The sequence below is a fragment of the Parasphingorhabdus sp. W113 genome, assembly GCF_055693205.1.
The window spans coordinates 1,926,322-1,945,305 of sequence record NZ_CM146328.1 but is presented as its reverse complement, the minus strand read 5'-3'; the positions used below and the strand labels follow the sequence as shown (position 1 = coordinate 1,945,305).

The 18,984-nt window shown below is 56.0% G+C and carries 17 protein-coding genes, 1 tRNA gene, 1 other RNA gene and 1 pseudogene; 11 read left to right on the top strand and 9 right to left on the bottom strand.

The features are described 5' to 3' along the window. Positions 1 to 8: 8 nt before the first annotated feature. From ACZ1GS_RS09230 to ACZ1GS_RS09215, 4 genes are read right to left on the bottom strand one after another with little or no spacing between them, the layout of a single operon-like run. Entirely contained in the window at positions 9 to 1,229 is a 1,221-nt protein-coding gene (locus ACZ1GS_RS09230; RefSeq protein ID WP_472694915.1) for a dihydroorotase, read from the bottom strand. After that, positions 1,226 to 2,218, bottom strand: a complete 993-nt coding sequence (locus ACZ1GS_RS09225; RefSeq protein WP_472694914.1) for an aspartate carbamoyltransferase catalytic subunit — start codon at positions 2,216 to 2,218, stop codon at positions 1,226 to 1,228. Before ACZ1GS_RS09225 ends, ACZ1GS_RS09230 begins: the two co-directional genes overlap by 4 nt. A gap of 22 nt (positions 2,219 to 2,240) precedes the next feature. After that, entirely contained in the window at positions 2,241 to 2,705 is a 465-nt protein-coding gene (gene ruvX / locus ACZ1GS_RS09220) for a Holliday junction resolvase RuvX (RefSeq protein ID WP_472698106.1), read from the bottom strand. Beyond that, positions 2,702 to 3,826, bottom strand: a complete 1,125-nt coding sequence (locus ACZ1GS_RS09215; protein ID WP_472694913.1) for a DUF3089 domain-containing protein — start codon at positions 3,824 to 3,826, stop codon at positions 2,702 to 2,704. Before ACZ1GS_RS09215 ends, ruvX begins: the two co-directional genes overlap by 4 nt. Before the next feature lie 130 nt (positions 3,827 to 3,956). Here ACZ1GS_RS09215 and gatC point away from each other — a divergent pair, with 130 nt between their 5' ends. The 5 genes from gatC to tig all read left to right on the top strand — a co-directional run bounded on the left by gatC (position 3,957) and on the right by tig (position 8,949). Next, a complete protein-coding gene (gatC, locus tag ACZ1GS_RS09210) occupies positions 3,957 to 4,244 on the top strand; it encodes an Asp-tRNA(Asn)/Glu-tRNA(Gln) amidotransferase subunit GatC (protein WP_472694912.1) in 288 nt (95 codons plus the stop codon). Beyond that, the gene (gene gatA / locus ACZ1GS_RS09205) at positions 4,244 to 5,728 is read left to right on the top strand and encodes an Asp-tRNA(Asn)/Glu-tRNA(Gln) amidotransferase subunit GatA (protein WP_472694911.1); all 1,485 of its coding nucleotides are present in this window, start codon (positions 4,244 to 4,246) and stop codon (positions 5,726 to 5,728) included. Before gatC ends, gatA begins: the two co-directional genes overlap by 1 nt. Before the next feature lie 2 nt (positions 5,729 to 5,730). Further along, complete coding sequence (gene gatB, locus ACZ1GS_RS09200) at positions 5,731 to 7,218, top strand: Asp-tRNA(Asn)/Glu-tRNA(Gln) amidotransferase subunit GatB (protein ID WP_472694910.1); 1,488 nt, start codon at positions 5,731 to 5,733, stop codon at positions 7,216 to 7,218. A gap of 109 nt (positions 7,219 to 7,327) precedes the next feature. Next, a tRNA-Leu gene (locus ACZ1GS_RS09195) sits at positions 7,328 to 7,412 on the top strand. A gap of 55 nt (positions 7,413 to 7,467) precedes the next feature. Beyond that, positions 7,468 to 8,949: a trigger factor gene (tig, locus tag ACZ1GS_RS09190; protein ID WP_472694909.1), complete on the top strand. Its 1,482-nt coding sequence runs from the start codon at positions 7,468 to 7,470 to the stop codon at positions 8,947 to 8,949. Positions 8,950 to 9,011: 62 nt separating this feature from the next. Here tig and ACZ1GS_RS09185 read toward each other — a convergent pair whose 3' ends face one another. Next, positions 9,012 to 9,623: an ATP-dependent Clp protease proteolytic subunit gene (locus tag ACZ1GS_RS09185; RefSeq protein ID WP_472694908.1), complete on the bottom strand. Its 612-nt coding sequence runs from the start codon at positions 9,621 to 9,623 to the stop codon at positions 9,012 to 9,014. 151 nt (positions 9,624 to 9,774) lie between these two features. On the opposite strand from ACZ1GS_RS09185, the gene ACZ1GS_RS09180 reads away from it, so the two are divergent. Together ACZ1GS_RS09180 and clpX are read left to right on the top strand one after the other, a co-directional pair. After that, positions 9,775 to 10,419 (top strand): ATP-dependent Clp protease proteolytic subunit, encoded by a 645-nt coding sequence (locus tag ACZ1GS_RS09180; protein ID WP_472694907.1) that lies wholly within the window; start codon positions 9,775 to 9,777, stop codon positions 10,417 to 10,419. Between the two features lie 140 nt (positions 10,420 to 10,559). Next, entirely contained in the window at positions 10,560 to 11,831 is a 1,272-nt protein-coding gene (clpX, locus tag ACZ1GS_RS09175) for an ATP-dependent Clp protease ATP-binding subunit ClpX (RefSeq protein ID WP_472694906.1), read from the top strand. Positions 11,832 to 11,952: 121 nt separating this feature from the next. Here the strand turns inward: clpX and ACZ1GS_RS09170 are convergent, their stop codons facing one another. From ACZ1GS_RS09170 to ACZ1GS_RS09155, 4 genes and pseudogenes are all read right to left on the bottom strand, one after another. Further along, a complete protein-coding gene (locus ACZ1GS_RS09170) occupies positions 11,953 to 13,605 on the bottom strand; it encodes an FAD-dependent oxidoreductase (RefSeq protein WP_472694905.1) in 1,653 nt (550 codons plus the stop codon). A 401-nt stretch (positions 13,606 to 14,006) separates the two neighbouring features. After that, entirely contained in the window at positions 14,007 to 14,699 is a 693-nt protein-coding gene (gene mtgA / locus ACZ1GS_RS09165) for a monofunctional biosynthetic peptidoglycan transglycosylase (protein ID WP_472694904.1), read from the bottom strand. An 83-nt stretch (positions 14,700 to 14,782) separates the two neighbouring features. Next, a complete protein-coding gene (rpoH, locus tag ACZ1GS_RS09160) occupies positions 14,783 to 15,691 on the bottom strand; it encodes an RNA polymerase sigma factor RpoH (RefSeq protein ID WP_472694903.1) in 909 nt (302 codons plus the stop codon). A gap of 75 nt (positions 15,692 to 15,766) precedes the next feature. Beyond that, positions 15,767 to 16,721: pseudogene (locus ACZ1GS_RS09155) on the bottom strand (RluA family pseudouridine synthase). 16 nt (positions 16,722 to 16,737) lie between these two features. On the opposite strand from ACZ1GS_RS09155, the gene ACZ1GS_RS09150 reads away from it, so the two are divergent. The 4 genes from ACZ1GS_RS09150 (at position 16,738) to rnpB (ending at position 18,964) form a co-directional block, all read left to right on the top strand. Next, entirely contained in the window at positions 16,738 to 17,169 is a 432-nt protein-coding gene (locus ACZ1GS_RS09150; protein WP_472694902.1) for a M67 family metallopeptidase, read from the top strand. Between the two features lie 27 nt (positions 17,170 to 17,196). After that, complete coding sequence (locus ACZ1GS_RS09145) at positions 17,197 to 17,850, top strand: histidine phosphotransferase family protein (protein WP_472694901.1); 654 nt, start codon at positions 17,197 to 17,199, stop codon at positions 17,848 to 17,850. 37 nt (positions 17,851 to 17,887) lie between these two features. Next, entirely contained in the window at positions 17,888 to 18,580 is a 693-nt protein-coding gene (locus ACZ1GS_RS09140; RefSeq protein WP_472694900.1) for an N-acetylmuramoyl-L-alanine amidase, read from the top strand. Positions 18,581 to 18,586: 6 nt separating this feature from the next. Continuing rightward, an RNA gene (gene rnpB / locus ACZ1GS_RS09135) (RNase P RNA component class A) lies at positions 18,587 to 18,964 on the top strand. Positions 18,965 to 18,984 lie beyond the last annotated feature (20 nt).

Sequence of the window (18,984 nt, the reverse complement as noted above, 5' to 3'; positions counted from 1 at the left end):
CGGGAAAGCTATAGCGCTTTCCCGCCCTTATATATGGCAGTGACCCGGCCTTGGACGGGCAATTTGTCAAATGGCGTATTGCCCGCTGAGGCCGCCATCTTGCGCGTGTCCACCTGCCACGGGGCATCGGGATCAATCAGGATGAAATCCGCCTCGTAGTCGGCGGCAATCTGCCCAGCTTTGACGCCGAGAATAGCGGCAGGAGTCTCGGACAGGAGCGCAAAAAGACGACCGATCGAGATCGTCCCGTCGCGGACCAGGTTGAGCGACAGTGCGAGTAATGTCTCCGCTCCCGCCATCCCGAATTCCGCTTCCGCAAAAGGCAGGCGCTTGTCCTCGGGGCCCCGGGGATCATGGCCTGATGAAATGACATCGATCGTACCGTCCGCAATTGCCTCGAGACAGGCGACGCGATCATCTTCGCTGCGAAGCGGCGGAGAGAGCTTGGCGAAGGTCCGAAAATCACTGATCGCGATGTCGGACAGGAAGAGATGCGCTGGTGTAATCCCGCAAGAGATCGGCAAACCGTCCGCCTTGGCAACGCGAATGAGATCCAGCCCCGTGCGGGTCGTGACTTGCCGGAAATGCACATGAGCGCCGCTTTCCCGGACCAATGCCAGATCCCGCAGGATCGCGAGCGCTTCTGCCGAGGCCGGCGCGCTCGCCAAACCCAGACGCGTGGCCGTTTCACCCGCGGTCGCGACCGCACCAGCGGTCAGGCCAGCATCTTCGCTATGGACCAGCACCGGCAAATCGAGAGATCGACAATAATGCAGCAGTTTCAACATGATGCCACTGTCAGCAATCCAGCTGCGTCCGGTGGAAACCGCGCGTGCACCGGCTTGCTTCATCAGCCCGATTTCCGCCAGCTCCTGGCCTTTCAGCCCCTTGGTTGCAGCGGCCATGGGATGAGACCAGAGATCCGGTTTGCCTTCCGCAGCATTATGCTTGATCATCGCGGGCAGATCGAGAACCGGGCCTTGATCCGGCATTAATGCCGCGCGGGTAATGCCGCCAAAATGGAACGCTGGCTTGTCAATCGCAAAGACGCCGAGGTCGACAATCCCGGGCGCGAGGATCGCTCCGCCACAATCGACGATGTCGCCGTCGGTTCCATCAGCGGTGTCCGCGATTCCGGCAATCCTGTCCCGTTCAACGCGGACAACCGCTGGTTGCGGATCGTTCTGGCCGGGCAACAGGACATTGGCGTTGGTGAAGGTCTGCGTCATGACCAGCCCTCCACGCCGCGCGACCGTCTGGTCAGGACGTCAAGACAGGCCATGCGGACGGCGACGCCCATTTCAACCTGTTCGGTAATGGCAGATCGTTCGAGATCATCCGCCACATTGCTGCTGATTTCGACACCGCGGTTCATCGGGCCGGGATGCATGACCAGCGCATCCGGTTTGGCCAGCGCGAGCCGCTCTTGCGTCAGGCCGTAGAGATAGTGAAATTCGCGCGGACTGGGAATGAAATCGCCATCCATCCGTTCATTTTGCAGGCGCAACATCATCACCACATCGCTGCCCGGCAGGGCTTCGTCAAAATTGGAAAATGCCTCGACACTCATACGGTCCAGCGCCGCCGGAAGCAGTGAACTGGGTGCACAGACCCGGACTTTTGCGCCCAAGGTGGTGAGACAAAAAATATTCGACCGAGCCACCCGGCTGTGCATGACGTCCCCGCAAATCGTGACCGTGAGGCCACTGATATCGCCCTTGCGGCGTTGAATGGTCAGGGCATCGAGCAGCGCCTGGGTGGGATGCTCATGGCTGCCGTCACCGGCATTGAGCACCGGGCAATCGACTTTGTCCGCAATCAGCTGGACCGCGCCGGAACTGCCATGGCGAATCACGATCGCATCGGCTTTCATGGCGTTGAGCGTCATTGCGGTGTCGATCAGGGTCTCACCCTTTTTCAGGCTGGATTGCGCAGCGTGCATATTCACCACATCGGCGCCGAGCCGCTTTCCGGCAATTTCAAAGGAAAGCAGGGTACGGGTGCTGTTCTCAAAAAAGGCGTTGATCACCGTCAGGCCATCAAGCCGATCGACATGTTTGCTCGATTTGCGATTGAGATCGACCCATTGCTCGGCCTCTTTCAGGAGAAACAGGATCTCCCAGGGCTGTAATCCAGCGATTCCCAATAGATGGCGGTGTGGAAAAGCGTCGGAGCCAGCAGGAAACGGGTCCGGTGAGCGGTTTTGATCGGATGTCATTAAAGCAGGCCCTATAAAGCCATCATCGCGCGGCGGCAAGCCCGTCTATCGCCCCTTGCAGAATGAACGCTGCGGCCATTTGATCCACCACGGCGCTGCGCTTCTTGCGGCTGACATCCGCGGCAATCAGATCGCGGGTCACCGCCTGGGTGCTCCACCGCTCGTCCCACAGCAGAATCGGCAAGCCGATGGGCCGCAAATTCTGTGCGAAGGACTTGGCCGCCTGGGTCTGTTTGCTGAGGCTCCCGTCGAGATTGAGCGGCAATCCGACCACCAGGCCCGCGACTTTCTGCTCGGCAATTACCGTCTTTATGCGTTCAAGATCCTTGGAAAATTTGCGCCGTGCGATCGTCTCCGCACCGGTCGCGATCATCCACTGCGCGTCGCACAGGGCAAGACCAACGGTCTTCGTGCCGACGTCAAAACCCAGCAAGCGACCGCCGTCCGGCAGCGCTTGCTGAAATATATGTCGGTCTTCGGTAATCAGCGCGAGAGAAATTGCGTCATCCTTTGCATCACGTCATTCCGGATATTGCTCCAGAACAGGCTATAGTCATAGACGTGATAATTATTGCCCGGCAAGGCATAGGGACCGAGATCGGGCGGGTCACCTATCAGCAGGAAGCCGCGATCATCGCATCGCGCGGGCACCGCGCCGGCCACCAGCGTCGCATCGCTCAGTTCGTCATTGGGTACCAGGGTTCCAAGATTGAGCGCAGCCACTGCCTCGGAATTTGTGTCCCCCAATATCGGATTGGTGCAGAGCAGCTGGGTGTCCTTGCGGGGTTCGCCATTAAATCCGATGGTTGTGTCATAGACTTCAACAATCCGGCCATAGTCCGCCGGTTCGGCGAAGCTTTCCCAACTCAACAAGCAGTTGGTTTGCTCCGCAGCGGTGCAGATTTCGAGACCAAGGGCAGGGACGTCGGCCTCGACCGAAACCGGCCAGCCGACAATATAGGCGGCGACAATCCGGTTGGCCAAGGGGGTCCCGGCAACCCGGTCCTTGAGAATATTCGTCAGATGCAGACTGCCCTGGCTGTGACCAGCCAGAATGATCGGACGGTCATCGGGCACTTCCCGCACAAAATAGTCAAACGCCACCAGAACATCCTGATAGGCGGCGTCGAGCGCCTGCTGGCCTTCCTGTTTCTCGGTCAGAAAGGCGCCCAGCGTGGCCTGGCGGTAGCGCGGCGCCCAGACATCACCGACCAGATTAAAGGCGCTGGCCTGACCGCGGAGGAAAATCTTGGCCCGATCCTGCGATTCGCGATCGTCGAGCGGGGCGTTCCACTGGTCCTTTTTCAGAAAAGAGGTCGGGTGAATGAAGAAAATTGCGGCGCGCTTGTCTTCCGGCAGACGGGCTTCGGTCTCTTCAAAGCCTTTGGGCAACCACAAAGCCGGGTTTCCCTCGCCAATTTCGGGACGCGCGAACCACATGCCGACATCGGCATAGATATTGTCTTCCAGCACTTCCTGTGCCTGAAATTCCGTGTCCGGTACGAAGACCACTTCGGCCAGCTCTTCACCATATACCCGCAGCACAAAGGCTCCGGCAATGACGAGCACCACCATGGCGGCGATAAAATAGAGAAACTTTCGAGCCAATTTTTTACTCCAATCGGGCTTGAGTCCGCTCATTCAACTTGAAGCGGGTTCGCGCCAATGCTAGCGGCGCGGTATAGAGAAATTTTCCTACCCCTTATCCGAAAAAAGATGAACCGATAAAGAATGAGCCATGTCAGTCGATAGAGAAACCGTCAAAAAAATAGCCAGCCTGTCGCGAATTGCGATCAGCGAGGCCGAAACCGATGCGCTCGTGCCAGAGCTCAACAATATATTGGGCTGGGTCGAGCAATTGGGAGAGGTAGATTGCAGCAAAGTGGAGCCGATGACAGCGGTCATCGCCAACACGTTGCGTTTGCGCGAAGATGTGGTGACCGATGGCAATGTCCGCGACAAGGTGCTGGCCAATGCGCCCGCAGCAGAACATGGCTTTTTCGGCGTTCCCAAGGTGATTGAATAATGGCTGCGATTGAAGAACTGGGTATTGCCGGGATCCGCGACGGGATTGTCGGCGGCGATTTTACCGCCAAGGAAGTGGCCGAAACCTTCATCAGCCGGGTCAGTCAGGCCAAGGCGCTGAACGCCGTGCTGGTGGAAACACCGGAACATGCGATGGCGGCCGCGGAAGCCACCGACAAAGCCAAGGCTGCCGGCGAGACGCTCGGTAAAATGGCGGGCGTGCCGATCGGCATGAAGGATCTGTTCTGCACAGAGGGCGTCGCAACAACCGCGGGCAGCCACATCCTTGAAGGGTTCACGCCGCAATATGAATCGACGGTGTCGTCCAATCTGTTCAAGGCCGGTGCGGGTATGTTGGGCAAGCTCAACATGGACCAGTTCGCCATGGGATCATCCAACGAAACCAGCGCTTTCGGCAATGTCATTTCGCCGTGGCGCCGCAATGATGGCGGCAATACCGATCTCGCGCCCGGCGGCTCCTCCGGCGGTAGCGCTGCGGTGGTTTCAGGCCGGATCTGCCCTGCGGCGACGGGCACTGATACCGGCGGTTCGATCCGCCAGCCAGCCTCTTTTGTCGGCATTGCGGGGTTCAAGCCCACTTACGGTCGCTGTTCGCGCTGGGGCACGATTGCCTTTGCCAGCTCGCTCGATCAGGCAGGCCCGATGGCGCAGGATGTCCGCGATTGCGCGATCATGCTCGAAGCCATGGCCGGTTTCGATCCCAAGGATTCGACATCGCTGGAACTGCCGGTTCCTGACTGGGAAGCGGCGCTGAGCGGTGATCTTAAGGGCAAGCGTATCGGTATCCCCAAGGAATATCGGGTCGACAATATGCCACCCGAAATCGACGCCTTGTGGGAGCAGGGCATTGCCTGGCTGAAAGACGCCGGGGCGAAAATCGTCGACGTCTCTTTGCCGCACACCAAATATGCGCTGCCGGCTTATTATATCATTGCACCGGCCGAAGCGTCTTCCAATCTCGCGCGCTATGATGGCGTGCGCTATGGTCAGCGGGATCTGCCGGACGGAGCCGGGCTGCAGGACATGTATGCAGCGACCCGCGAGGCCGGCTTCGGACCAGAGGTAAAGCGCCGGATTATGATCGGCACCTATGTGTTGTCTGCCGGCTATTATGACGCCTATTACACCCAGGCACAGAAAGTCCGGACGCTGATCGCCCAGGATTTTGACAAGGCCTGGGAAAGCTGTGATCTTCTGCTGACCCCAACCGCACCCAGCGCCGCCTTTGGACTGGGTGAAAAGAGCGATGATCCGCTGGCCATGTATCTCAACGACGTGTTCACGGTGCCCAGCAGTCTCGCGGGATTGCCCGCCATGTCGGTACCCGCAGGGCTGGACGGGCAGGGGCTTCCTCTGGGCCTGCAGATCATCGGCAAGGCGCTGGACGAGCAGGGCGTGTTTAACGCCAGTCTGGCATTGGAAGAACGGGCTGGCTTTGTCGCCAAGCCGGAGCAGTGGTGGTGAGCATGACTGAATCAACCTATCGTATCCAGGGCGGAACCGGTGAATGGGAGGTCGTGATCGGCCTCGAGGTGCACGCGCAGATAACCTCCAACGCCAAGCTCTTTTCCGGGGCCTCGACCGAATTTGGCGCGGAGCCGAATAGTCAGGTTAGCTTGGTCGACGCCGCCATGCCGGGCATGTTGCCGGTGCTCAATAAGGAATGCGTTCGTCAGGCGGTGCGCACCGGTCTGGCGATCAACGCCCAGATCAACAAATATTCGCGGTTCGACCGGAAAAACTATTTTTACGCCGATTTGCCGCAGGGCTATCAGATTTCCCAGCTCTATCATCCGATTGTCGGAGAAGGCGAAATCCACATCTCGCTGGACGAAAAAGATCCGGATGCCCATGGCAAGGCGATTGGCGTGGAACGCATTCATATCGAGCAGGATGCCGGCAAGCTGATGCATGATCAGCATCCGACAATGAGCTATGTCGATCTCAACCGCTGCGGTGTGGCGCTGATGGAAATCGTCTCGATGCCACATATGACGTCTCCCAAGGAAGCAGCGGCTTATGTCCGTAAGCTCAGATCGATTCTTCGCTATGTCGGCAGCTGTGACGGCAATATGGAACAGGGTTCGATGCGCGCCGATGTCAATGTCAGTGTGCGCAAGCCGGGCGAAGAGCTGGGCACCCGCACCGAGACCAAGAACGTCAATTCGATGCGCTTCATCCAGCAGGTGATCGAATATGAAGCCCAGCGCCAGGTCGACGTGCTCGAGGGTGGTGGCGAGATCGTGCAGGAAACGCGCCTGTTCGATCCCGACAAGAATGAAACGCGGTCGATGCGGTCCAAGGAAGACGCGCATGATTATCGCTATTTCCCGGATCCCGACCTGTTGCCGCTGGAACTGGAAGATGATTTCATCTTCGACTGCAAAGCCAGTTTGCCGGAACTGCCGGACGAGAAGCGCGCCCGGTACAAGAATGTCCTTGGCCTGAGCGCCTATAATGCGGCGGTTCTGACGGCCGAGCATGAAACCGCTCTGTGGTTTGAAGAATTGCTCGAAACCACCGATCAGCCTGAGAAAATTGCGAGTGCCGCGGCCAACTGGATGACCTCCGAACTGTTCGGAGCGATCAACAAAATGGGGCTGACCATTGAAAAAAGCCCGGTTTCGCCGGCGCAGGCTGCGGAATTGCTGGGCCTGGTGGCGGATGGGACAATTTCCGGTAAAATCGCCAAGCAGGTGTTCGAGATCATGCTCGAAACTGGCGACGGTGCAGCCAAGATCGTCGAAGAGCAGGGGCTCAAACAGGAGTCCGACACCGGCGCGATCGAGAAAGTCATTGCTGACGTCATGGCGGCCAATGAGGACAAGGTGGCGGAATATCGCGGCGGCAAGGACAAGCTGTTCGGCTTTTTCGTCGGCCAGACCATGAAAGCCATGCAGGGCAAGGCCAATCCGCAGGTGGTGAACGAACTGCTGAAGAAGGTGCTGGGTTAAGCGACCCGATAAGGGAACGGTCAGCGCAAAGCGCCCTTGCCCTTCTCGCACCTTTCCGCTAGGCGCACGCGTCAACCAAAATTCGATCAGGATTGTCGGTGTTTCTCGTGCGGGCGTGGCGGAATTGGTAGACGCGCCAGATTTAGGTTCTGGTATCTTCGGGTGTGGGGGTTCGAGTCCCTTCGCCCGCACCAAAAACACCGAACTTCCGGTTCGAAATGAAATTTATGAAGGCATTAAAGGGTTATCATGCAGATTGTTGAAACGCTGAACGAAGGTCTCAAACGGGCCTATGACATCAAAATCACCGCGAAGGACATTGAAACCCGCGTCGACAACGAGGTCAAGAAACTCGCCCCACAGGTAAACATGCCTGGCTTCCGCAAAGGCAAGGTCCCGACCAATCTGGTCCGGAAAATGCACAATGACGCCCTGATGCAGGACGCGCTGAGCAGCTCGGTGCAGGAAAGTGTCGAGAAAACCATCGCCGACAACGGCCTGCGCCCAGCGATGCAGCCGAGCGTGACGCTGGCAGACGGCTATGAGCCAGGCAAGGATGCCGAAGTGAAAGTGGAGATGGAAATTCTCCCCGAAGTTCCGACCCCTTCCATTGAAGACCTGAAGCTCGAGCGCCTGCAAGTCGAAGCCGACGAAAAAACTGTCGCGGAATCACTGCAGAAATTCGCCGAAAGCCAGAAGCAGTTCGAAACCGCACCCAAAAGCCACAAGGCGAAGATCGGTGATCAGTGCCTGATCGACTTTGAAGGCAAGGTCGACGGTGTTCCGTTTGACGGCGGTAAAGGCGAGGGCATGGCGATCGAACTCGGCTCAGGCCGCTTGATTCCTGGCTTTGAAGACCAGCTGGTCGGCAAGAAAGCCAATGACGAAGTGCTGGTGAAAGTAACCTTCCCGGATGATTATAATGTCGAGACGCTGAAAGGCAAAGACGCCACTTTCGATGTGGTTGTCGCTGAAGTGCAGACCGCCAAGGAAGCCAAGGCTGACGACGAAATGGCGAAAGCCATGGGCCTCGAAGGTCTGGACCAGCTTACCGAGCTGCTCAAAGGGCAGATCGAACAGGAACTCAACGGCCTGACGCGCACTCACATGAAGCGGAAGCTGCTGGACCAGCTGGCCGCCAACCATGATTTCGACGTGCCGCCATCGATGGTTGAAGCCGAATTCAACCAGATCTGGCAGCAGCTCGAACAGGAAGCCGCGCAGGAAGAAAATCCTGAAAAAGCCAAGAAGGAAATGGAGTCCGAGAAGGACGAATATCGCGAAATCGCGGTGCGCCGGGTCCGTCTGGGTCTGTTGCTTTCCGAGATTGGCCAGGCCAATGGCGTGGAAGTCAGCCAGCAGGAAATGGGCATGTTGGTTCAGCAGGCCGCACAGCAATATCGCGAGGAAGATCGCCAGCGGTTTGTTGAATATATCCAGCAGGATGCCATGGCCGCCGCCCAGTTGCGCGCGCCGATGTACGAAGACAAGGTTGTCGACTTCCTGTTTGAAAAAGCGGACATTTCGGACAAAACCGTAACCCGCGAAGAGCTGGAAGCCGCGATTGAGGCGGAAGACGAGGCCGAAACCAAGCCCGCCGCCAAGAAAAAGGCTCCGGCGAAAAAAGCTGCAGCCAAAAAAGCGCCAGCGAAGAAAGCTGCTGAGAAAGCGCCGGCCAAGAAGCCCGCCGCCAAGAAACCGGCCGCAAAAAAGCCAGCCGCCAAAAAGTAATCGAATCAAAAGCTAGCCGGAAACAGGAGATCTGTTCCGGCTAGCTTATCGATTACACAAGTTTAAAACGTGACGTCGGTCGCGTGTTTGATCACCGTGCCGAGAATGCCATAATCTTTGGCTTCCTCCGTCGACATCCAGTAATCCCGGTCAATATCCTTGAGCACCCGGTCGAGCTTCTGTCCGGTTGCTTCGGCGATTTTCTGGGCAATGCGTTCCCGCATCTTCACGATTTCTTCGGCCTGAATGGCAATGTCAGACGCTTTGCCGCCTGCGCCGCCAGAGGGCTGGTGGATCAAAAAGCGGGTGTTTGGCAAACAGAAGCGGCGCTCAGGTGCGACAGCCAGGAATATGTGGGTTGCGATACTGGCGACCCAGCCGGTGCCGATCATGGCAATCGGGGAACGGATATAGTCGACCAGATCATGGATGGTGTCACCGGATTCGACATGGCCACCGGGGGAGTTGACGATCAAGCGAATGGGTTCGTCGCTGACATGATCAAGATATAATATTTGGGCCGACACCCGTTCTGCGAGCTTTTGATCGACGCCGCCGAACAGCAGGACGGTGCGGGTTTCCAGCATCCGGTTCATCATCAGCGCCATGGGATTGGCGCCATTATTGTCATCTTCGGCTGAGAACTGGGGAATGGATGGTGAAAAAACGGTCATTAATTGCTCCTGAGAAACCGGGTTTATTGTTAATATGTCCGGAGCATAGACGCGGCTTATTTGATGCGCAATGTCATCCAATCGCAATCGGGGGTTGATTGCTTGGCGCAGAGTCCAGATATAGACCCTGATTAGCTAATAAGGAATATTCATGAACCCTTTCGATTCTAACGACCGCAACCCGATTGTTGATGCTCTGGTTCCGGTTGTCATTGAACAATCCAACCGTGGTGAGCGCAGTTTTGACATTTTTTCACGGCTTTTGCGGGAGCGGATTGTTTTTGTCACCGGTCCGGTGGAAGACGGCATGGCGTCGATCATCACCGCGCAGCTGCTGTTTCTGGAATCGGAAAACCCGAAAAAGGATATCTACCTGTATATCAACTCCCCCGGCGGCGTTGTAACAGCAGGCATGGCGATCCACGACACCATGCAATATATTCGTCCGCGCGTCGGAACGGTTTGCGTCGGTCAAGCGGCGTCGATGGGCAGCTTTTTGCTGGCATCTGGCGAGCCGGGCATGCGGATGGCGACCACCAATGCCCGAATCATGGTGCACCAGCCTTCCGGCGGCGCCCAGGGCATGGCATCGGACATTGAGATCCAGGCACAGGAAATTTTACGTATCCGCAGCCGGATGAACGAGCTCTACGCCAAATATACCGGCAAGCCGATCAAAGAGATTGAAAAGGCGATGGACCGGGATACGTTTCTCGAAGCCGATGAGGCAAAAGCGTTTGGAATCGTGGACGAAGTTTACGACAAGCGCCCCAAGCCCGCGGAAGATGATAAATAACCGGTTAGCGCCAAGCTAAACGAAATTTAAGGCCCCATCGGCTAAGCATGGGCCAACAGCAGCCTTGTGCCAAAAAAAGCGGTAGCATTTTGCCAACCGGTGGTTAGATTAATGGCCTAAGCCAGTTTTAAGGACTTTATATGACGAAATTGACGGGATCGGATTCGAAGAGCACGCTGTATTGCTCGTTCTGCGGAAAGTCCCAGCATGAAGTCCGCAAATTGATTGCCGGACCCACTGTTTTTATCTGTGATGAATGCGTTGAATTGTGCAACGACATTATTCGCGAAGAAACCAAAGGTGCGATTACCGGCAAAAAAGACGGTGAAGTGCCGACGCCGCAGGAAATCTGCGATGTGTTGAACGATTATGTGATCGGTCAAAACCGGGCCAAGCGGGTTTTGTCGGTCGCGGTGCACAATCACTATAAGCGCCTCAATCACGCGGCCAAATCCGGCGATATCGAACTCGCAAAGTCGAACATCCTGCTGGTCGGTCCAACCGGCTGCGGTAAGACTTTGCTGGCGCAGACGCTGGCCAAGACATTTGACGTGCCGTTTACGATGGCGGATGCGACAACCCTGACCGAAGCGGGTTATGTGGGTGAAGATGTCGAGAATATCATCCTGAAATTGCTGCAATCGTCTGATTATAATGTCGAAAAAGCCCAACGGGGTATCGTTTATATTGACGAAATCGACAAAATCAGCCGCAAAGCGGAAAATCCGTCGATTACCCGCGATGTGTCGGGTGAAGGTGTTCAGCAGGCTTTACTGAAGCTAATGGAGGGCACAACGGCCAGCGTCCCCCCGCAGGGCGGCCGCAAGCATCCCCAGCAGGAATTTCTGCAGGTTGATACCACCAATATCCTGTTCATTTGCGGCGGGGCTTTTGCCGGGCTTGAAAAGATTATCGGTGACCGTCTGGAAGCCAAGTCCATCGGTTTTGGCGCCCATGTTGCTGCGCCTGAAGAACGCAAGGTCGGTGCATTGCTGGCCGAAGGCGAGCCGGAAGATCTGCTCAAATTTGGTTTGATTCCCGAATTTGTCGGTCGTTTGCCGGTGATCGCGACGCTGGAAGATCTGGATATCGACGCATTGGTGACGATTTTGCAGGAACCCAAAAACGCACTGGTCAAACAATATCGGAAATTGTTCGAGCTTGAAGATGTCGGACTGACCTTCACCGATGATGCCTTGGTCGCCGTGGGCAAAAAAGCCATCGAGCGGAAAACCGGTGCGCGTGGCCTGCGGTCGATTGTCGAGAATATCCTGCTCGATACAATGTTCGACCTGCCCGATCTTGAAGGCGTGGACGAGATTGTCATCGACAAGGATGTCGTGGAAGGCCGCAAGGATCCTATCAAGGTGATCGCCAAGGGCACGAAACCCGAAAAAGAAGACGCGGCCTAGCGCAGCTGCGGGTCCGCTATGAACTAAAAAGACGCCGGCCCCATTGGTTTGAGGCCGGCGCTTTTTTTCAGCATTGATTGTGAAGTCTTGTCAGCCGGGGCAGGTGTTTCGGCCCTGAATCTTATGCTGTCGATGATATTGACGCACGGGGTTCGAAATTCCGTTGGTGCGCCGCTCCGGCGTCATCCAGGACATTTTCCAGATGATCCGCCAGCCGCAACGACAGCGCCATGATGGTCGCTGTGGGGTTGGCCCAGCCGCCAGTAGGAAACAGGCTGCTGCTTGCCACATAGAGGTTGGGGCTTTCATGCACCCTGCAATGGCGGTCGACCACACCGGTATCCGGGCCGTTGCTCATCCGGGTTCCGCCCATATGGTGATAGCCGCCAATCGGGTGCGCAGAGATCAGCGGGTCTGATTTCCACAGGGCCGAAGGGTCGGTCAGCCAGTCGGATAACGTCACATCGCCCCAGCCAAGCCGCTGATATTCGTCCGCCACGGTTTCCATCAACACTCGAATGCTATCCTTGTCGATGCTGGAAAGCTGCCAGTTCAGAGCAACCTTGCGCATACCCAGGCGGTCGCGCTCGGACCCGAGCTGGACGCGGCTGTCGGGATTGGGGGCCTGTTCGGCGCGTACGATTGCAAAAACACCCATTTTGTCGCGATTATATTTCATGTTGATGATCGAAGACCAGGGGTCCGTCCATTCCAGTCCCTTGATCGCCAGTTTCTTCAGCCGATGATAGTTGGACCGCCAGAAACGGTTCGAAGGCAAGCCATGTTTGAATTTGCTAGCGGCCGATCGAAACAGTTCCATTTTTTCCCCCTCGCGCATGCGCGGCGCGATACTGATCGAGCTGTTCAATATTCCGCGTTCCCGTTGCAGGGCGTCTGCCGGGCGCAAATAGGCCGCGTAGCGTTGACCGTTGTGGCGGATCGCACGGGGCAGGGCCAATAGAGTCTGGGCAAGATTGACCGGTATGAACTCTCCGCCGCGGGCATGGGGGTGTTCCATGAAAAACCGGCCCAGCAGATCGCGATCATTGCCCAGGCCTTCTGGTCTATTGCTCACGCTGCCGAGCAACAGCCGGACGGTTTCAATCGCACCAGCGGCCAAAACGAAAGCTTTGGCTTTGATGCGGGTACAATGTCCTGCGACACTCTCTGCACGAACATGTTGCACGGCATTTTGTTCATTGACCTGAATATTTGTAACCGTCGCATTGAGCACGATCCGGCTGGAGGCAAACCGATCCTGATCGGGCTTGGTGAATCGTTCGCCCTGCTCGTCAAAAACCCACAAATCGCTGTGCAGTCGTGCGGGATCAAAAGGCGGTGGTGCTTTGTCAATCATTTGCCAGAGGTCCCGGGCACCGGGTTGAACCAAACCCAGGCGGGCAAAGACTTTTTCATAATAGGGGGCGAGGTCGGCCTTGGAAATCGGCCAGCCACTATGCGGTACAAAAGCGCGCTTTTCAAAATCGATATCGTCCAGTTCGGCACATCGCCCGCCCCAGATGGCCGCAGTCCCGCCAAACAGACGCAGGCGCGCGTCGTCCAGATCATAGTAAGGCATGCCGATATTGCTGCCTTCGGCCAGGGACTGTACATAAGGGTCAAAATCACGGCCGCCGCTCTCCAGAAGAACCACATCCCGTTGCGATGTGCTCAGGGCTTCCGCGAGCATCTGGCCGGCAACACCGCCGCCGATGATGCAAAGATCGGTGTCGATTGTTTCAGGCACATCGCCTGTTGTCAGATCCAGTATCATGTCGTTTTCTCGGTAAAATTCCTTTCAGTGTGGCGGCCCGTTGCTCCCTATGTCTTGAACAGGGACCGAATCGAATCGCTTTGCTTCAATAAAAGGGGGATCGGCGGGATGGTCTGATCATCGACCGGATCCACGAAGCGGTTCTTGAATGGGGGCAAGTCGCTACACATAAGTTGTCCTTCTGAACTTTACATCTCTGTAACTAGTTTCGTCAAAATCAATTGTTCGGTTACATATATAAACAGTTCAATATGAACCGAACATAAGCAATCATCACACAGGATTGTGATGATTTTATGCAATATACACGGAATGCGATTTGCGGGGCTGTGAGGAGCCGCACAGCAGAACTTGATCGGACGACCTAAGCTGTCAGATTCTCGGCAAGCATCAGGCGTTTTCTATTTGTAGATGCAGTTGTCCAAACCTTCATTTTTTACAATATTGATCCGCGCTGCAATGGTGTTGCCATAGCGGCGGGTGAATCCCGTCGCGCCGTTGACCGCCCGTTTCTTGGGCAAAGGCAGGGCGGCGGCAATGCGGGCCGCTTCGGTCGGCGTCAAGTCGGCGGCGTTTTTCTGAAAATAGCGCTGTGCACCAGCCTGAGCGCCATAAGTGCCTATGCCGGTCTCCGCGACATTCAGATAGACTTCCATGATTCGCTTCTTGCTCCAGATGGTTTCGATCAGAAAGGTGAAATAGGCTTCCAGACCCTTGCGGAAATAGCCACCGCCTTGCCACAGAAAGACATTTTTGGCGGTCTGCTGGGAAATAGTTGAGCCACCGCGAATACGCCCGCCTTCGGCATTGCGCTTCATCGCGGTTTTTATCGCTTCCCGGTCAAACCCATCATGCTGGCAAAATTTGCTGTCTTCGGCCGCGATGACCGCCCGCACGAGATTGGGCGAGATATCGGAAAAGGGGACCCAGTCTTTGGTGATGCTGTTTTCGTCCATGGCCATTGTGGCAGTGAATGGCGGAGGAACCAGTGCCATCAAACCAACCCAAGCAATGCTGATCAGCAGAAAATAGGTGATCGGTTTGAGAATCCATCGGACGAAGTAACCCGATCGCCGTTTCTGTTTCGCAGCCATAGCCAAAACTACAAAAAAAGCGCCCCGAAAACAAATGCTGTTTGGGGCGCCTCTTTATTCAGAGATATTCCGAAGTTTGAAAATTAACTCGCGGTGAGCAGCTGCTTTTCTCCGGCAATGCGCAACATTGCCTTTTGCAGCTTTTCAAATGCCCGAACTTCGATCTGCCGGATCCGTTCGCGACTGACCGAATAAACCTTGCTCAGATCTTCCAGAGTCTTTGGATCTTCCGACAAACGGCGTTCTGCCAGGATATGCTGTTCCCGCTCGTTCAGTGATTCCATCGCTTCGTTGAGCATTTCATGCCGGAAACTGGCCTCCTGCTTGTCCGCGATCTCCTGATCATGAAGCGGGCCATCATCTTCGAGAATGTCCTGCCACTGACCGCTTTCGCCGTCATCATTCAGCGGCACGTTCAGCGATGCATCGCCGCCCATCGACATGCGACGGTTCATATTGACCACCTCATGCTCTGCGACGCCGAGGTCGGTCGAGATCTTGTTCACGTCTTCAGGCGACAAATCGCCGTCTTCAAAGGCTTCCAGATTGTTTTTCATCCGGCGCAGGTTGAAGAAAAGCTTCTTCTGCGCTGCGGTGGTGCCCATTTTCACGAGGCTCCAGCTGCGCAATACATATTCCTGTATCGACGCGCGGATCCACCACATGGCGTAAGTTGCCAGGCGAAAACCTCTGTCGGGTTCGAATTTCTTCACGCCTTGCATCAGGCCGACATTGCCTTCTGAAATAAGATCGGAAACCGGCAGTCCATAGCCACGAAAGCCCATGGCAATCTTGGCCACCAGGCGCAGATGGGATGTTACCAGCTGTGCGGCAGCTTCCTGGTCTTTATGCTCGGCATAACGCTTGGCGAGCATATATTCCTGTTCGGGTTTCAAAAGTGGAAATTTACGTACTTCCGCAAGATATCGGTTCAGGCTCGCATCCCCCCCTAAAGCAGGGATTTTTGCCGGAACATTGCTTCCATTAGCCATTTTATGTTCCTTCTTTGGTTTGCCTTCGGGCCTCATCAAGCACCCGTTGGTCTATTTCCATATAGTCATTAAAACTTATACACGCAACTTACTGAATAGTTCCTGCATATCGGGTGGAAAGTTACAGTTAAACAACAGTTTTTCGTCCGTTATGGGGTGAACAAATCCAAGAATAGCAGCATGCAAGGCCTGCCGGCAAAATCGAATATCTTTTCTGCGGGAAAGCAATGATTTTCGACGAGAACCATAAAGCGGATCGCCGATAAGACTATACCCGATTTGGGACATATGGACCCGTACCTGGTGGGTGCGTCCGGTTTCGAGACGACATTCCACCAAGGTCGCACCATTTAGCGGTGTTTTGGTGGTGTAGTGGGTAATCGCAGCCTTGCCTCTGTCGTCGCCGACAACCGCCATTTTTTTGCGGTTCGCATTGCTGCGGCCAATCGCGCCCTCGATTGTTCCCGACGACGGGTTGGGGCGGCCGTTGACGATGGCGAGATACCGTCGTTCAATGTCATGCGTCGCAAATAGCGCGCTGAGTCCTTTATGCGCCTCATCACTTTTGGCCGCAACCATCAGGCCGGATGTATCTTTGTCGATCTCGGTGCACGATTCCGGGACGAACAACGCCGCCGATACCCGATAATTGCCCTTTGCAATGGTGGAGGAGCGCGTTCACCAATGTGCCATCGGGGTGACCTGCTGCAGGATGAACGACCAGTCCAGCTGGTTTGTTCACCACAATCAGATGGTCATCTTCAAATATCACGTCGAGAGGTATGTCCTGCGGTTGGGCAGGGCCTTCAATTGGCGCAGGAACAGTCAATTGAAAAGCTTTCCCGCTATGTTTCTTTGATGCGGGATCGGTTGTTGCTTGACCGTCGACTTCGAGATTGCCGGCCAGAATCAAGTTTTTTATTCGCTCTCGCGACAAGTCGTCGAGAACACTCGCGACAGCGGCATCCAGTCTCTGCTTTTTGTCGGTTTCGGGTACGAAACCGGATTTTATGGATTGGCCCGCTGTCATTGGCTAGATGTGGCCCATGACCCTGATCATATCAAGCGCCGTCTTGGCACAGTTGCAACAGCACGCGAAGGCCAGTGAACCGCTTGAAGCGTGCGGCCTTCTGTTCGGGGATGAGCGGGCGATTACCCGCGCATCGCCCACAAGAAATGTAGCGGGCGAACCGGATCGGCATTTTGAAGTCGACCCGGCTGCGCTGATAGCGGCGGAAAAGGCCATGCGGGCAGGGGGGAACCCGATTATTGGCTATTACCATTCCCATCCTGCAGGGTCGATACAGCCGTCCCGCACCGACGCGGCAATGGCGGCGCCCGACAACCGGATCTGGATCATTGTTAATGGCGAGGACGCAGCAGCCTGGCGGGCGGTCCGGAAGGGACAAATTTACGGTCGATTTGATCCAATGACTCTTGATTGCCGGGACACAAATCGCCAAACAGCCGGTGACTGAATTGTAATTAGCAAAAGGCGTTCTTTAATGACTCAATCTTCTGGTGCCGTGACTCATGTTGATTTGGCCGCCTTGCTATGCTCCAAATTGTGCCACGACCTGTTGAGTCCGGTCGGGGCGATCAACAATGGCCTCGAACTTCTGGAAGACGAAACCGACGCCGAGATGCGCGAGCGCTGTCTCGATCTGGTTGCCGACAGCGCCGAAGCGTCGGCCAATAAATTGAAATATTTCCGACTTGCCTTTGGTGCCGCCGGCGGGTTCGGCGATGAAGTCGATCCAGCTGAAGCCAAGCAACTGGTAGAGAGTCTGGTCGGTGATCAAGGCAAAATCACCCTGGGATGGGCGGTTCAAACCGGCCATCTGCCGAAAAAGGCGATCAAGATCCTGCTCAACCTGGCGCTTATCGCGCGGGAAACGCTGGTCCGCGGCGGGCGCCTGGATGTCGGCGCGGAACAAGGCGATCAGGGTGTCGAAGTCGTGGTTCGGGCGGAAGGCACCAAAATTGCGATGGACGATGCTATTCGGTCTGCTCTCGAAGGAACCCTGCCAGCCGCGGAATTGAGTGCCCGCACCGCGGCCGCATGGATGACCCGCGAACTGGCCTGCCAGAATGGCGGTGATCTCAGGGTCTCACCTTCGGTCGAAACGGAATTGTTACTGGGGGCGATTGTCGCTTGATCGTGGTGGCGGTCTGAAACGGGAGAGATGGACTGCAATGGATATGATCTGGACGCCATCTCCGAATTTTGATGAGCGCAAGCTCCCGATTTCGATTCTGGTCATGCACTATACCGGCATGAAAGATGCCGCCTCTGCGATAAACTGGCTGGCCAATCCGGACGCCAAGGTTTCGGCCCATTATGTCGTGACCGAGGATGGGCAGATCGTTCAGATGGTTAAGGAAGAGCACCGCGCCTGGCACGCTGGCCGCGGCTACTGGCGCGGTATTGACGACGTGAACAGTGCGAGCATCGGAATCGAGATCGTCAATCCAGGGCACGAATGGGGCTATTGCCAGTTTCCCGAAGAGCAGATGGATTCGGTGACCAGACTGGCGCATGCGATCGTCAAGCGGCACAATATTACGCCCTCCAATGTCATTGGACATAGTGATCTTGCACCAGCGCGTAAGCAGGATCCGGGCGAACTGTTTGACTGGGACCGGCTCGCAAAAGTCGGTATCGCCCTCAAAAAACCACCGCTGAATCTCGGCGATCCGCCATGGACCGATGGGGGTTTCATGCTGGCGCTGGAGCGGTTCGGCTATGACATAACCGCCGAGAAAGACGCGGTTATTGCATTTCAGCGGCGTTTCCGCCCGAGCAATATTGACGGGGTGATCGACGGGGAATGCCGCGCGATCCTCTTGTCATTAATGCTCGACAGGGAACGTGGAATCGCTAAATAGACGCTACCAAAGGGTCGGCCAGTCGCGGGACTATGCAAATAGTTTCGAGGAAAGTCCGGGCTCCACGAAACAAGGGTGCCGGATAACATCCGGCGAGCGGTCGAGTGATTGGCCGTTTAGGGACAGTGCAACAGAAAGCAGGTCGCAAGATCTTCGGATCTGTGATGGTGAAAGGGTGCGGTAAGAGCGCACCGCGGGTCTGGCAACAGAGCCGGCACGGTAAACCCCACTCGGAGCAAAACCAAATAGGGGCGGCTGATGGCGGTTTCGGCCTGCTGCCCGGGTTGGTTGCTAAAGCGGTGCAGCAATGTATCGCGCAGATGAATGACTGGCCAGGTCTCGCAAGGGACTGGACAGAACCCGGCTTACAGACCCTTTGGTATTTTTTCAGGTTTCAGTGATAG

Coding starts and splice junctions, on each gene's coding strand:
- ACZ1GS_RS09230 (WP_472694915.1), bottom strand. CDS start 1,229: ATGACGCAGACCTTCACCAACGCCAATGTCCTGTTGCCCGGCCAGAAC.
- ACZ1GS_RS09225 (WP_472694914.1), bottom strand. CDS start 2,218: ATGACATCCGATCAAAACCGCTCACCGGACCCGTTTCCTGCTGGCTCC.
- gatC (WP_472694912.1), top strand. CDS start 3,957: ATGTCAGTCGATAGAGAAACCGTCAAAAAAATAGCCAGCCTGTCGCGA.
- gatA (WP_472694911.1), top strand. CDS start 4,244: ATGGCTGCGATTGAAGAACTGGGTATTGCCGGGATCCGCGACGGGATT.
- gatB (WP_472694910.1), top strand. CDS start 5,731: ATGACTGAATCAACCTATCGTATCCAGGGCGGAACCGGTGAATGGGAG.
- tig (WP_472694909.1), top strand. CDS start 7,468: ATGCAGATTGTTGAAACGCTGAACGAAGGTCTCAAACGGGCCTATGAC.
- ACZ1GS_RS09185 (WP_472694908.1), bottom strand. CDS start 9,623: ATGACCGTTTTTTCACCATCCATTCCCCAGTTCTCAGCCGAAGATGAC.
- ACZ1GS_RS09180 (WP_472694907.1), top strand. CDS start 9,775: ATGAACCCTTTCGATTCTAACGACCGCAACCCGATTGTTGATGCTCTG.
- clpX (WP_472694906.1), top strand. CDS start 10,560: ATGACGAAATTGACGGGATCGGATTCGAAGAGCACGCTGTATTGCTCG.
- ACZ1GS_RS09170 (WP_472694905.1), bottom strand. CDS start 13,605: ATGATACTGGATCTGACAACAGGCGATGTGCCTGAAACAATCGACACC.
- mtgA (WP_472694904.1), bottom strand. CDS start 14,699: ATGGCTGCGAAACAGAAACGGCGATCGGGTTACTTCGTCCGATGGATT.
- rpoH (WP_472694903.1), bottom strand. CDS start 15,691: ATGGCTAATGGAAGCAATGTTCCGGCAAAAATCCCTGCTTTAGGGGGG.
- ACZ1GS_RS09150 (WP_472694902.1), top strand. CDS start 16,738: ATGACCCTGATCATATCAAGCGCCGTCTTGGCACAGTTGCAACAGCAC.
- ACZ1GS_RS09145 (WP_472694901.1), top strand. CDS start 17,197: ATGACTCAATCTTCTGGTGCCGTGACTCATGTTGATTTGGCCGCCTTG.
- ACZ1GS_RS09140 (WP_472694900.1), top strand. CDS start 17,888: ATGGATATGATCTGGACGCCATCTCCGAATTTTGATGAGCGCAAGCTC.